Genomic DNA, 12,744 nt, shown 5'->3' with positions numbered 1-12,744 from the left:
GAGCAGCGCAACCGCGGCCAGAGCGGCCGTGGAACGATGCGCGGCTGCGCCGCAGCTTGAGAACAGAACGCCTTTACGCATCAACGCAGTGTCCGGATGGTCCGCACCGCACCGCCCAGGGCGCGGCGGAATTCGAGGGGTCGATAGTCGTTCGGGTTCTTCACTGCCGCATAGGCGCGGTTGATTTCGGCGCGGGTCGAAGCGACCGCGCCGCCGTTTACCGCGCGCGAATTGACCAGCGCGTTCAGCAGCGTGTCGACCGCCATCACCGCCTGAACGCTGCCTTCGTAGTCAGTGAAGCGCGGGCTGATCGCATCGCTGGCGATCGAATCGACGATCGCGAATGTTTCCGCCGTGCCGAACGAGCGCCGCGCAAAGGCATCGGCGAGCGCGCCTGCGGTTTCGCGCAGCCGCGCGGCGGCGGCGACAGCGCTCGACCGGTCCCTGGCGAGCGCGGCGTGGAACGCCTTGGCGTCGGCGTCGAAGCGTCGGCCGAGCTCCGGCGCGACGACCCGCGCCGCAGCCGACAGCATGATCATGTTCTCGTCGTTATAGGCGGGCATGCCTTCCGGGATCGGCCGCGCCGGATTGGCGATGTTCGACGGACGCGCCGACGGTTCGTCGGAAATGCGGCGGTGGCAGGTGTGGCAATCGAAGAAATAGAATTCGGGGAACACGCCTTCGGTGCCGCGGCCGGGGTTCGAATAGAGCGTCAGCGAGCGTTCGAGCGCCATCGCCTGGCCGGTCGCCCACAGCCGCACATCGTCGGTGCGGCCCTTGCGGCGGATATAGTCGGCGTCCTCATTGTGGTGCTGCTGCAGCGTCGAGAACAGGTCGAGCTCGAACACGATGCGCGGATGGCCGGCCGCCATGATCCGGTGATTGACGAACTGGCCCGCATCGGCGCTGCCGAAATGGCAGTCGAGGCAGACACCGGCGCGCATCTTGGGATTGTCGAGCGGGATCATGCCCTGCGCGACATTGCGGGCATGGCTGGCGCCGACCGTGTAATGCGTCTGGATCCAGTTCTGCGCGCCGCCGTGACAGGCTTCGCAGCCGACGCCGTCGCTCTTCTGGAAATGCGGGCCGCGGTTCGCCGCAGGGTCGACATGGCAGCCGAGGCACATCGGTGCGTTGGCGGGATCGCCGATGCCGAGGCGCGCCGCGATCGCCTGGCCGCGCGGGCCGGAGATCAGCCGCAGCGAGCGCGAATGGGTGCCGCCGGCCGACGAATCTTCCTGCCACAGCTTGATTTCGTCCTGGCGGACGACCTTGCCGTCGCCTTCCTGGCGGCCGTGGCAGGTCGATCCCGCGCAGCTCGCCACGCCCAGATGCGTCGCCGAGTCGACTCCCGCGGCTTCGGCCGTCGACGAAGAGCTTCCGAAAGCGATCGCGAGCGCGGCGAGCGTCAATCCGAGGCACAGGCAGAAGGCCAGGCAGGCCGCTGCACGGGTGCGCAGGCTGGCAATTACCCCACTCATGCTCCGCGCTGGCTCCCCCATTGACCGGTTTATGGCGCGCGACCCGCCGGTTTTGTTTCGCACTTGTATGCGGGCAAGCGGCGCCGGTGGCAAGCGGGTCCGAAACGGTCGGCATGCATATTGTCAGCCGAATCGGGTTGGGCGCATAAGGGACAGGCACGCAGGAGGGGCTATGGAAAGCGGGGCGGGATCGGAACTGGCCTGGGCGACGGGGCACCTTCAATATCTGCTGCTGGTCGCCGCGATGCTGCCGGCGCGGCTGGCGCGCGTGCGCATCGGCGTGTCGGCGGCGGCGGTGATGGGCATTCTTGCGAGCGGCGTCTTTTCGTTCCAGCCGGCGGCCTTGTTCTGGAACACGCTGTTGTTGCTGGTGAATGCAGTGCTGCTGCTCCAGTTCGTGCGCAGCAACGCCGCGGTCCGCTTCAGCGCCGACGAGGAACCGATGCTGACGACGCTGCTGAAAGGGCTGCCGCGGGCCCGGGCGCGGCATTTCCTCGATCAGGGCTTCTGGCTGACCGGTCAGGCGGGCGAGGCGCTGATTCGCGAAGGCGAGCCGGTCACGCACCTCTTTTATCTGGCGAGCGGCGATGCACAGGTGACGAACGGCGGCAAGCAGGTCGGCAAGCTCGGCACCGGCGACCTGATCGGCGAAGTGACCGTGCTCTCCGGCGACACCGCCAGCGCCACCGTCACGCTCGCCCGGGCTGCCCGCATGTGGTGCGCGCCGGCGCAGTCGCTGCGTCTCTACCTGGATGCGCACCACGACGTCCGCCATGCGGTCGAGCAGAGCTTCGCGGCAGCGCTCCGCCACAAGCTCCAGGAAATGAACCGCGCCGTGGCCGAGGCGGGGGGACTGCGCTAGCGCGCGCGCCGCTGGTTCAGCACCTCATAGGCCATCACCGCGGTCGCGATCGCGGCGTTCAAGCTGTCGGCCTTGCCGCGCATCGGCATTTTCACCAGCAGGTCGCATTCCTGCTCATAGGCGACCGGCAGACCCTGCGCTTCGTTGCCGACCAGGATGAAGGTCGGTGCCAGATAGCGTGGCGTCTGATAGTCGGTGTCGGTCCTGAGGCTTGTGCCGACCAGTTGCGCCGGCCCCTGACGCAGCCAGGCGACGAACGCATCCCAGCGCGCCGCCGCAATCGTCTGGGTGAACAGGGCGCCCATGCTCGCCCGCACCGCCTCGACAGAAAAAGGATCGACGCAATCGTCGACCAGGATCAGCCCGCCGCCGCCGACCGCGTCGCTGGTCCTTAGGATCGTGCCGAGATTGCCGGGGTCGCGCAGCGCCTGCGCCACGATCCAGGTGCCGGCGCGCGCGCGGTCCACCTGTTCCAGCGGCGTCAGCCGGTCGCGATAGACACCGACCAGCGTCTGCGGATTGTCCTTGCCGGAAAGCTTGGAAAGAATGTCGGGCGTCGTCTCGATCACGTCGCCGCCGGCATGCTCGGTCGCGCTGATCAGGCCCTGCGCCAGCGGATGGCCGGCGCCATCGTGCGAGAAGAACAGGATCTCGGGCAGAGCCCCGGTCGCGCGCGCCTCGGTCAGGATGCGCAGCCCTTCGGCCAGGAACAGCCCTTCGCGCCGGCGATGCTTCTTGTCGCGCAGACTCCGGACCCGCTTGACCGTTTCGTTCGAGAATCCGGTGATCTGGCGCACTAGTCCTCGCCGAATTTGTTCTCGACCAGCCCGGCCAGCTGCGCGACCGCTTCCTCGGCGCCGTCGCCGGTGGCGCTGATCTCGATCTGGTCGCCCATAGCCGCGCCCAGCATCATCAAGCCCATGATCGACGTGCCGGTGACGCTGGCGCCGTCCTTGCGGACTTCGACCCTGGCCGGCAGGCCGCTCGCCAGCGTGACGAACTTGGCGCTGGCGCGGGCGTGGAGGCCTCGTTTGTTGGCGATATAGACCGTCCGGACGATCTCGCTCATGCCGCCTCGCCGAGCACTTCCGAAGCGACCGAGATATATTTGCGCCCGGCCTCCCGGGCCGCGGCGACCGCGTCCTTGACGTTCATCGTCCGCCGCGCGCCTTCCAGCCGGATCAGCATGGGCAGGTTGATGCCGGCGATCACCTCGACCTTGCCCGGCTGCATCAGCGAGATGGCGAGGTTGGAGGGCGTGCCCCCGAACAGGTCAGTCAGCACAATCACGCCGCGGCCCGCCTCCACCTTGCGGATCGCCTTGGCAATGTCGCCCCGGCGCATCTCCATATCGTCGTCGGGGCCGATGCAGATCGCCTCGACGGCGGATTGCGGGCCTACGACGTGCTCCATCGCGACCACGAATTCCGCGGCGAGCCGTCCGTGGGTCACCAGCACAAGTCCAATCATGTCGTCTCAAAATCCTTCAGCGAGGCCCGGCGTGTGCCCTAAGCTCTTCGACCGCGTCGCGTGGCGCGGTGGCGAGGTCGCGATGCGCGACCGTGGGCGAAAATCCCGCCTCGCGCAACCGGCGAGCGACCCGTTCGGCGACATGGACGGAGCGGTGTCTCCCTCCGGTACAGCCGAACGCCACCGTCACATAAGCCTTGCCTTCGCTCGCGTAGCGGGGAAGCAGCGTCAGCAGCAGCTTCTCGATCTGCGCGACCGCGCCTTCGTAGGCCGTGTCCTCGGCGATATAGTCGCCGACTGCCGAATCGAGGCCAGTCATCGGCTTCAGCTCCCGATCCCAGTGCGGATTGCGCAGGAAGCGCATGTCGAACACCAGGTCGGCATTGCGCGGCAGGCCCCGCGCGAAGCCGAACGACATCACGGTCAGCACCGTCTCCGGCCCGGTCTCGTCGCCGAACCGGGTGCGCAGCTCGTTCTGCAGCTCGGCGCGGCTGAGCTGGCTGGTGTCGATCAGATAATCCGCCGCTTCGCGAAGCGGCGCGAGCAGGTCGCGTTCGCGCATGATCCCGTCGATTGCGGGGCGATCGAGGGCGAGCGGGTGCGGTCGCCGGGTTTCGTCATAGCGCCGCTCCAGCTCGGCGCCCGAGCAATTGAGGAACAGCATCGCGACATCGTAGTGCGCGCGCTGGCGCAGCTTGGCGACGCGGCGCGCCACACCCGCGGCGTCGAAGGCGCGCGTGCGGCTGTCGATGCCGATCGCGAGCGGGCGGTGATCGGCGCCTTCCACCGGCGGCGTGTCGAGCAGTCGGTCGAGCAGCTTCAGCGGCAGGTTGTCGACGACTTCCCAGCCCAGATCCTCGAGGGTGTTCAACGCAGTCGACTTGCCCGCGCCCGACATGCCGGTCACCAGCAGGATGCGTTCGGGATCGAGCCGCTCGTTCATACGTGGAGCCCCCATTCGCGCAGCGCCAGCTCGGCCTTGATCGGTGCCGATGCCTCGAACGGATCGAGCGCGACCGCGGGCACCGACACGCCGCAAAGCTCCCGGCCGCGCGGCTCCGGCATGCGCTCGACGGGAGCGGCGAGGTCGATCAGCAGGGCCACAGGCATGGGACTGCGATAATCCATAGCCATGATTCCCAAGCCGCGCACCTCGATTTGGCCGGTGATGGTCGCCGGTGCGGATGCCACCAGCCGATTGTCATCGACGCTCAGCACAACCTGATCGTCGCTGACCAGCACCGCGCCGCGATCGATCAGCCGCAGCGCCAGGTCCGACTTGCCGCTGCCGGAATCGCCGGCGATCAGCAGCGCGCGCCCGCCGATCGCAACGCAGCTCGCGTGGAACAGCGTGCTCATGGTTCGCCGAAGGCGGGGAGGCGGAGGGTGAACGCGGCGCCCGAGGGACGCTCGTCCTGCGTCTCGACTTCCAGCTTGCCGCCATGCCCGTCGGCGATCGCGCGGGCGATGGCGAGCCCCAGGCCCGAATGGCTCGGGTCCTCGTCGGACCGGACACTGGTGAAGCGGCGGAAGATCGATTCGCTGAGCTCGGGCGGCACGCCCGGTCCCTGATCCTCGACGCGCACGATCACTTCCGGCCCGGAACGGGTCGCGGTGATCTGCACCAGCCCTTTGTCCGGCGAGAAGGAGATCGCGTTGTCGAGCAGGTTCTCGACGATCCGTGCCAGCCGGAATTCGTCGCCGCGTACGACGGCGGTATCGACCCGCGGCCGCGCGAACGCGACCTGCACGCCGCGCGGATTGGGGCCGCGCATCTCGCGCTCCCGCACGATGCTCTCGATCACGCGGCCCAGATCGACCGTCTCGAAGCGCGCGCGCGACAGCTCGGCGTCGAGGCGGGATGCTTCCGCAATATCGGTGATCAGCCGGTCGAGCCGCCGGACATCATCCTGGATGATGGCCATCAGCTGCGCGCGCTGGTCGGAGTCCGACACGCGCTGTAGCGCGTCGGCGGCCGAGCGCAGAGAGGCGAGGGGGTTTTTCAGTTCGTGCGTCACGTCCGCGGCGAAGGCGTCGGTCGCGTCGATCCTATGCCTGAGCGCCTGGGTCATGTCGCTGAGCGCCTGGGCCAGCGAGCCGATCTCGTCGCGCCGTCGCGGCAGCCGCGGCACCGTCACTTCGCGATCCCGCCCGAGCCGGACGCGCACCGCCGCCCGTGCGAGCCGCCGCAACGGGCGGACGATCGTCCGGGCGAGAAAGAAGGACAGCGCGACCGACAGCGCCGCGACGACCAGCAGCAGCACGCCGACGCGGAACCGCTCGGCGCGCACGATCCGGGTCACGTCGCGCGCGTTGGTCGTCATCAGCAGCGCGCCGCCCTCGGCCGGGGTGGCTGCGGTGATCATGAAGGTCCGGTCGGGCGCGAAGCTTTCCGCGCCGATCGCCTTGCCGGTGACAAGCGCCGTTCGGAGCTCCGGCCAGGCGGTGGCGCGGTCCGGTTCCGGCTCGACATAGTCGTGCGGCGTCGCGGCCCGCGCGACGAAGTCGATCGCGCGATCGAGGAAGCGGGCGGCGTGGCGCTGCCAGGCTTCTTCGGCCGGGTCGCGCAACGTGTAATTCGGTCCCGATATCCGCCAGCTGTCGACCTGCAGCCTGCCGTCGGCACCGTAGAAGCGCAGCCGCGTGCCGGTCTTCCTGGCCATGCGCGACAGCATGGCGGGGATTTCCGCCTTCGGCGCGACCGCGATCGCCTCGTCGACCAGGCTCAGCTCGCGCACGGCACGTGCAATGCGGAAGTCGATCAGCCGCGCGCGATAGCTTTCCAGGTAGAAGAAGCCGCCGGCGAGCAGCGCCAGCGCGAACACATTGACCGCCAGGATTCGCGTGGTGAGCGAAACGCGCCCCGACCAGCGGATCGGCGGTTCAGCTCTCGGCGAATCGATATCCGGCGCCATACAGCGTCTCGATGCCATCGAATTGCGGGTCGGCCTGGCGGAATTTGCGCCGCAGCCGCTTGATGTGGCTGTCGATGGTGCGGTCGTCGACATAGACGTCGTCGTGATAGGCCGCGTCCATCAGCTGGTTGCGCGACTTGACCACGCCCGGCCGCTGCGCCAGCGATTCGAGGATCAGGAATTCGGTGACGGTCAGCGTCACGTCCTTGCCTTTCCAGGTCACGCGGTGGCGTGCCGGGTCCATTTCCAGCTCGCCGCGCACCAGCGGTTCGCCGACCGCCTCGTCGGATGCGGCCTGCGGCTTGCTGAGCTCGACCCGGCGCAGGATCGCGCGGATACGGGCGATCAGCAGCCGCTGCGAAAAGGGCTTGGCGATATAATCGTCGGCCCCGAGCGCGAGACCCAATGCCTCGTCCAGCTCGTCGTCCTTGGAGGTGAGGAAGATGACCGGAAGCGCGCTTTTCTCCCGCAGCCGCCGCAGCAGCTCCAGCCCGTCCATCCGCGGCATCTTGATGTCGCAGACGGCAATGTCGGGCGGATTGTCGAGCAGCGCCTTCAATGCCGCCTCGCCATCCGAATAGAGGCGCGTGACGAAGCCTTCGGACTGCAGCGCGATCGACAGCGAAGTCAGGATATTGCGGTCGTCGTCGACCAAGGCGATCGTGGCGGCCATCGGCGCTAGGTAAAGGCTGGCGTCGCCGGCGGCAATGTCAGGTGTGCGGCAGGGCGGCCAGCCGCGCGACCGCCGGCGCATAGCCGCTCTTTGCCAGCTTCCTCAGGATCGAGAATCCCTTGCGCGGCGACGGCTTGGCCGCGCGGCCTTCGATGTGCATCAGCGCCCGGCGATAGGCCGCTTCGGGAAGGCCCGGAACGTCGGGCCCCGTTCGGACCGGCAGCACCATCCCGGGTGATTTCCCGACTCCCGGCGAGTAGACGTAGATCGTGCCGACAGTCGGCCTGGCGGCGGCTTGATAGAGATCCTCCGCCCGTTCGACGTCCTGCGCGATTCCGTCGCCGGTTTCCAGGCGCTTGGCCAGCTCCAGCAGCATCGGCTTGTCGCCGCGCGCAGCCCAGCAGGCCGCGTCTTCGGTGCTCAGCCGATCGCGGATTCGGGCAACGATCAGCGTTACGTCGCCATTCGTGTCGGCGACCAGTAGCGCGATCTGCCGCGCGCGCGGATCCGGGCAGGCGGGCCGCTTGGCCACAGCCGGAGCCGCAGCGATCAGGAGCAAGATGGGGGTGATCAGCCGCGCGATCATTCGATTGCTGTCACCGGCCGCACGACCAGTGCACCATCCTCCTGGCCGACCACCCGCATGCAGGTGCCGATCGGCGCGTCCGGGCCGCGGACGTTCCATTCGCTGTCGCCGACGCGGGCGCGGCCGTGCCCGTTCACGATCGCGCGGGTCAGCTCGACCGTCTCGCCCACCAGCCGCGCCGCGCGGTCGTTGAGCAAGGGGTCGGCCGAGGGGATCGGGTTGGCCGAATACCAGCGCCGGCCGCCTACGGTCGCGGCGACCGCCGTCACCGCGAAAATTATAAGCTGTCCGGCAAAGGGCGGATCGGCGGCGAAGGTGATCAGCCCGGTGATCGCCGCCGCCATCGCCACCCAGATCAGGAACACGCCCGGCAGCAGCAGCTCGGCCGTGCCCAGGATCACGGCGATGATCAGCCAGAACCAATAGGCGTCGAAATCCAGCGGCATCAGGCCTGCCCCTCGAATGGTCCCTTGCGCGGGCGTTCGATCGCCGGCGCAGCGGACGCCGCGCTTTCGCGGCCAAGCGCCTCCCGCGCGATCTCGCCGATGCCGCCCAGCGTGCCGATCAGCTGCGTCGCCTCGACCGGGAACAGGATCGTCTTGGCGTTCGCGGATTCGGCGAACCGGCTCACCGCCTCGACATATTTCTGCGCGACGAAATAATTGATCGCCTGTGCGCTGCCGGTCTCGATCGCGTCGCTGACCATCTTGGTCGCCTTCGCCTCCGCCTCGGCCGCGCGCTCGCGGCCCTCGGCGTCGCGGAACGCCGCCTCGCGCCGGCCTTCCGCCTGCAGGATCTGCGACTGCTTCTCGCCCTCGGCGCGCAGAATCTCGGACGCGCGCAGGCCTTCGGCCTCCAGGATCGCGGCGCGCTTCTCGCGCTCCGCCTTCATCTGCCGTGCCATCGCATTTGAAATGTCCTGCGGCGGGCGGATATCCTTGATCTCGACGCGCGTGATCTTGACGCCCCACGGGCTGGTCGCGTGATCAACGACCGAGAGCAGCCGCGCGTTGATCTCGTCGCGCTTGGACAGCAGCTCGTCCAGGTCCATCGATCCCATCACCGTGCGCAGGTTGGTCGTCGTCAGCTGCATGATCGCGGTGTAGAGGTCGGAGACTTCGTAAGCGGCCTTGGCCGGATCGAGCACCTGGAAGAACACGACGCCGTCGACCGCGACCATCGCATTGTCCTTGGTGATGATCTCCTGCCCCGGAATATCGAGCACCTGCTCCATCATGTTCACGCGGCGGCCGACCCGGTAGAAAAAAGCCGGGTAGAAATTGAACCCCGGCTTCGCGACCGTCACGAAGCGGCCGAAATGTTCGATCGTGTATTCATAGCCCTGGCGAACGACCTTCACACTGGTTGCAAGGTAGAACAGCACCAGCACGAGAATGAAGAAAGTGGCAGTAACGGCCATATTTGCCTCCCCAACGCATCAATGATGCGACGCATTCGGAGCAGGTTCCAGCGGAATCGTGAGCTGCTGCCCTAGCGCCGCCGCCAAGTCGCGGTTACATGGCCCGCCAATCTTCGACTCAGGAGCCCTGGCACGCATGGACATCGAACTCGGTCTCACCTTCGACGATGTCCTGCTGAAACCCGCCGAATCTGAAGTTCTGCCCAGCGCCGCCGACACGCGGACGAAGCTGACGCGCGACATTTCGCTCAACATCCCGATCCTGTCGTCGGCGATGGACACGGTGACCGAAGCCGAAATGGCGATCGTGATGGCGCAGCTGGGCGGGATCGGCGTGCTCCACCGCAACCTGACGGTCGAGGAGCAGGCGGCGGCAGTACGGCAGGTCAAGCGCTTCGAATCGGGCATGGTCGTCAACCCGATCACGATCGCGCCCTCCGCGACCCTCGCCGAGGCGCAGGCGCTGATGGCGGAGAATCTGATTTCGGGCATTCCGGTCGTGGAGGCGTCGGGCAAGCTGGTCGGCATCCTGACCAACCGCGATGTCCGTTTCGCCGAAAATCCGAAGCAGCCGGTATCGGAGCTGATGACGCGCGAGAATCTCGCGACCGTCACCGCCGATGTCAGCCAGGACGAGGCGCGGCGGATTCTCCACCAGCGCCGGATCGAGAAATTGCTCGTGGTCGACGAGGCCTATCGCTGCGTCGGCCTGATCACCGTAAAGGACATCGAAAAGGCCGTCCTCCACCCGAACGCGACCAAGGACCCGAGCGGACGGCTGCGCGTCGCCGGCGCGACCACGGTCGGTGATGCCGGGTTCGAGCGCACCGAGGCGCTGCTCGACGCCGGCTGCGACCTGGTCGTGATCGACACCGCGCACGGCCATTCGAAAATGGTCGCCGAATCGGTCGCGCGGGTGCGCAAGCTGTCGAACGCGGTGCAGATCGTTGCCGGCAACGTCGCCACCGCCGAAGCGACGCGCGCGCTGATCGAGGCGGGGGCAGACGCGGTGAAGGTCGGGATCGGGCCCGGCTCGATCTGCACGACCCGCGTGGTGGCGGGCGTCGGCGTGCCGCAGCTTTCCGCGATCATGGATTCGGCCCGGGAAGCCGCGAAGTCCGGCGTGCCGGTGATCGCCGACGGCGGGCTGCGCACCTCAGGCGACATCGCCAAGGCGTTGGCGGCGGGCGCTTCGAGCGTGATGGTCGGTTCGCTGCTCGCCGGCACCGCCGAGGCGCCGGGCGAAACCTTCCTGTACCAGGGCCGCGCCTATAAGGCGTATCGCGGCATGGGCTCGGTCGGCGCGATGGCGCGCGGCTCGGCCGATCGCTATTTCCAGCAGGACATCAAGGACCAGCTGAAGCTCGTCCCCGAAGGGATCGAGGGGCAGGTGCCTTACAAGGGCCCGGTCAAGGACGTGATCCATCAGCTGGTCGGCGGCGTGAAGGCGGCGATGGGCTATACCGGCTCGCACACGATCGAAGATCTGCAGAAGCGCGCCCGCTTCGTCCGCATCACCAACGCGGGCCTGCGCGAAAGCCATGTCCACGACGTGTCGATCACCCGCGAGGCGCCGAACTATCCGACGCAGTGATTTCCTGACGTGACTCCCGCCGCCCGCCTGCAATCGGCGATCGAGCTGCTCGACGCGATCATCGCGGCTGCGCGCGATGCGGGGCCGGCTGCCGACACGGTGATCGCATCCTGGTTCAAGGCGCGGCGCTATGCCGGCTCCGGCGACCGGCGGGCGATCCGGGAGCTGGTCTACCGGGCGATCCGGCGCGCGGGCGAACGGCCGGAGAGCGGGCGCGCGGCGATGCTCGGTTTGGCTGAGGACCAGCCCGATCTGCGCGCGCTGTTCGACGGCTCGCCGCACGGCCCCGCGCCGATTGTGGTCGACGAGCCGGTCGCGCCGGCGTCCGCCGTTCCGGCATGGCTGGCGCCCAGGCTTGCTCACGTCGACACCGCCGCGCTGCTGGAGCGGGCGCCGATGGACCTGCGGGTCAACGCGCTGAAGGCGAGCCGCGACGATGTGCTGGACGAGTTGCCCGGCGCTCGGCCGACGCACTTTGCCCCCACCGGCATTCGCCTCGCGGAACCGCTGCCGATCGAGCAGCACCCGCTGTGGCGCGACGGCGTGGTCGAGGTGCAGGATGAAGGAAGCCAGCTGATCGCGCTCGCCTGCCGCGCGGTGCCGGGCGAAACGATCGTCGATCTCTGCGCGGGCGCCGGCGGCAAGACGCTGGCGCTGGCCGCGGACATGGGCGGGGAAGGGCGGCTGCTCGCCTGCGATACCGACCGCGCGCGCCTGTCGCGCTTGCCGCCGCGCGCGACGCGTGCCGGCGCTGCCAACATCGAAACGCGCCTGCTCGATCCGGGACGCGAGGCCGAAGCGCTTGCCGATCTCGCAGGCCACGCCGATTGCGTGCTGGTTGATGCGCCATGCTCCGGCACCGGCACCTGGCGGCGCAATCCGGAGGCGCGCTGGCGGCTCACGCCCGACCGGCTGGCGCGGCTGACTGCCCTTCAGGCGCGGCTGATCGAGCTTGGCGCCACGCTTGTCCGTCCGGGCGGGCGCCTTATCTACGCCGTCTGTTCGCTGCTCGACGCGGAAGGCGCCGACCAGATTGCCGCCTTCCAGGCTGCGCACCCGGATTGGCGCGCGGCGCGGCCGTTCACGGCGCCGGGCACCGAACGCGGGGCCGGCGTCCTGCTCTCGCCGGGCGCGGACGGCACCGATGGCTTTTTCGTCGCGGGCCTTGAAAGCCCGTGCTAGAAAGCCGGCAAAGATTGTTGGAGAGGTTCTGATGCGTTTCGTGCCCGTCGCCTTTGCTGCCGCCCTCGGCGTCGCCGCTGTGTCCACGGCCGTCATCGCGCAAAAGCCCGACGCGCAGATCGACCCGCGCTCGACGATGATCGTGGAGCAGGCGCGCGCGGCACAGCGGGCCGGCAATCTGGAACAGGCCAACGATCTGCTGGAAAGCGCGCTGGCGGTCGATCCGAAGAACCGGGCGGCATTCAAGGCGCTGGCGGAAATCGCCAAGGCGCAGGGTCTGCCGGGCAAGGCGATCCGCTTCTACCGCGAGGCGCTGGAGCTTGAGCCCAACGATGTCGCAGCACTCGCCGGCCAGGGCGATGCGCTGGTGCAGAAGGGCGCAGTCACCAAGGCGCGCGAGAATCTCGCCAAGGTGAAGCGGCTCTGCACCGCGTCCTGCCCTGAGGAAGCGCGGCTGGCCGCGGCGATCGACAAGGGTCCGCCCCAGGCAGTGTTGTCGGCGCAGGCGAAGGTCCCGGCGCCGGGCGAGGAACCGAAGTCCCGCAAGCCCGAATAGGCGCA

The 12,744-nt window shown here is 68.4% G+C and carries 15 protein-coding genes; 4 read left to right on the top strand and 11 right to left on the bottom strand.

The window, feature by feature from the left end:
- Window positions 1–80: 80 nt before the first annotated feature.
- Complete coding sequence (locus tag VFT73_RS00380) at window positions 81–1,481, bottom strand: multiheme c-type cytochrome (RefSeq protein ID WP_326408112.1); 1,401 nt, start codon at window positions 1,479–1,481, stop codon at window positions 81–83.
- Between the two features lie 172 nt (window positions 1,482–1,653).
- On the opposite strand from VFT73_RS00380, the gene VFT73_RS00375 reads away from it, so the two are divergent.
- On the top strand, window positions 1,654–2,343 hold the full coding sequence (locus VFT73_RS00375; protein ID WP_326408111.1) for a cyclic nucleotide-binding domain-containing protein: 690 nt from the start codon (window positions 1,654–1,656) through the stop codon (window positions 2,341–2,343).
- On the opposite strand, the gene VFT73_RS00370 is transcribed toward VFT73_RS00375, so the two are convergent.
- From VFT73_RS00370 to VFT73_RS00325, 10 genes are read right to left on the bottom strand one after another with little or no spacing between them, the layout of a single operon-like run.
- Window positions 2,340–3,140: an RNA methyltransferase gene (locus VFT73_RS00370; protein ID WP_326408110.1), complete on the bottom strand. Its 801-nt coding sequence runs from the start codon at window positions 3,138–3,140 to the stop codon at window positions 2,340–2,342. The two genes, VFT73_RS00375 and VFT73_RS00370, sit on opposite strands and share 4 nt — an antisense overlap.
- Window positions 3,140–3,412 carry an HPr family phosphocarrier protein gene (locus VFT73_RS00365; protein WP_326408109.1) on the bottom strand — a complete coding sequence of 91 codons (273 nt, stop codon included), beginning with the start codon at window positions 3,410–3,412 and terminating at the stop codon, window positions 3,140–3,142. Before VFT73_RS00365 ends, VFT73_RS00370 begins: the two co-directional genes overlap by 1 nt.
- Window positions 3,409–3,813, bottom strand: coding sequence for a PTS sugar transporter subunit IIA (locus tag VFT73_RS00360; protein ID WP_326408107.1), 405 nt, complete (start codon window positions 3,811–3,813; stop codon window positions 3,409–3,411). Before VFT73_RS00360 ends, VFT73_RS00365 begins: the two co-directional genes overlap by 4 nt.
- A 16-nt stretch (window positions 3,814–3,829) precedes the next feature.
- Window positions 3,830–4,756: an RNase adapter RapZ gene (gene rapZ / locus VFT73_RS00355; RefSeq protein WP_326408106.1), complete on the bottom strand. Its 927-nt coding sequence runs from the start codon at window positions 4,754–4,756 to the stop codon at window positions 3,830–3,832.
- Window positions 4,753–5,172 (bottom strand): HPr kinase/phosphatase C-terminal domain-containing protein, encoded by a 420-nt coding sequence (locus VFT73_RS00350; RefSeq protein ID WP_326408105.1) that lies wholly within the window; start codon window positions 5,170–5,172, stop codon window positions 4,753–4,755. Before VFT73_RS00350 ends, rapZ begins: the two co-directional genes overlap by 4 nt.
- Window positions 5,169–6,728 (bottom strand): sensor histidine kinase, encoded by a 1,560-nt coding sequence (locus VFT73_RS00345; RefSeq protein ID WP_326408104.1) that lies wholly within the window; start codon window positions 6,726–6,728, stop codon window positions 5,169–5,171. Before VFT73_RS00345 ends, VFT73_RS00350 begins: the two co-directional genes overlap by 4 nt.
- A complete protein-coding gene (locus tag VFT73_RS00340) occupies window positions 6,697–7,401 on the bottom strand; it encodes a response regulator transcription factor (RefSeq protein ID WP_326408113.1) in 705 nt (234 codons plus the stop codon). The genes VFT73_RS00345 and VFT73_RS00340 overlap by 32 nt, the downstream gene beginning before the upstream one ends.
- A gap of 37 nt (window positions 7,402–7,438) precedes the next feature.
- Complete coding sequence (locus tag VFT73_RS00335) at window positions 7,439–7,933, bottom strand: sel1 repeat family protein (RefSeq protein WP_326408103.1); 495 nt, start codon at window positions 7,931–7,933, stop codon at window positions 7,439–7,441.
- 50 nt (window positions 7,934–7,983) lie between these two features.
- Window positions 7,984–8,433 (bottom strand): NfeD family protein, encoded by a 450-nt coding sequence (locus tag VFT73_RS00330; protein WP_326408102.1) that lies wholly within the window; start codon window positions 8,431–8,433, stop codon window positions 7,984–7,986.
- Window positions 8,433–9,407 (bottom strand): SPFH domain-containing protein, encoded by a 975-nt coding sequence (locus VFT73_RS00325; RefSeq protein ID WP_326408101.1) that lies wholly within the window; start codon window positions 9,405–9,407, stop codon window positions 8,433–8,435. The genes VFT73_RS00330 and VFT73_RS00325 overlap by 1 nt, the downstream gene beginning before the upstream one ends.
- Before the next feature lie 136 nt (window positions 9,408–9,543).
- Here VFT73_RS00325 and guaB point away from each other — a divergent pair, with 136 nt between their 5' ends.
- From guaB to VFT73_RS00310, 3 genes are read left to right on the top strand one after another with little or no spacing between them, the layout of a single operon-like run.
- Window positions 9,544–11,001, top strand: a complete 1,458-nt coding sequence (gene guaB / locus VFT73_RS00320) for an IMP dehydrogenase (RefSeq protein WP_326408100.1) — start codon at window positions 9,544–9,546, stop codon at window positions 10,999–11,001.
- 9 nt (window positions 11,002–11,010) lie between these two features.
- Window positions 11,011–12,183 (top strand): RsmB/NOP family class I SAM-dependent RNA methyltransferase, encoded by a 1,173-nt coding sequence (locus VFT73_RS00315; RefSeq protein ID WP_326408099.1) that lies wholly within the window; start codon window positions 11,011–11,013, stop codon window positions 12,181–12,183.
- Window positions 12,184–12,214: 31 nt separating this feature from the next.
- The gene (locus tag VFT73_RS00310; RefSeq protein ID WP_326408098.1) at window positions 12,215–12,739 is read left to right on the top strand and encodes a tetratricopeptide repeat protein; all 525 of its coding nucleotides are present in this window, start codon (window positions 12,215–12,217) and stop codon (window positions 12,737–12,739) included.
- The last annotated feature ends 5 nt before the right edge of the window (window positions 12,740–12,744 follow it).

Source organism: Sphingomonas sp. (assembly GCF_035758555.1).
Classification (GTDB): domain Bacteria; phylum Pseudomonadota; class Alphaproteobacteria; order Sphingomonadales; family Sphingomonadaceae; genus Sphingomonas_B.
Note: the sequence above shows the minus strand (reverse complement) of the source record. Positions and strands in the feature narration are given on the sequence as shown.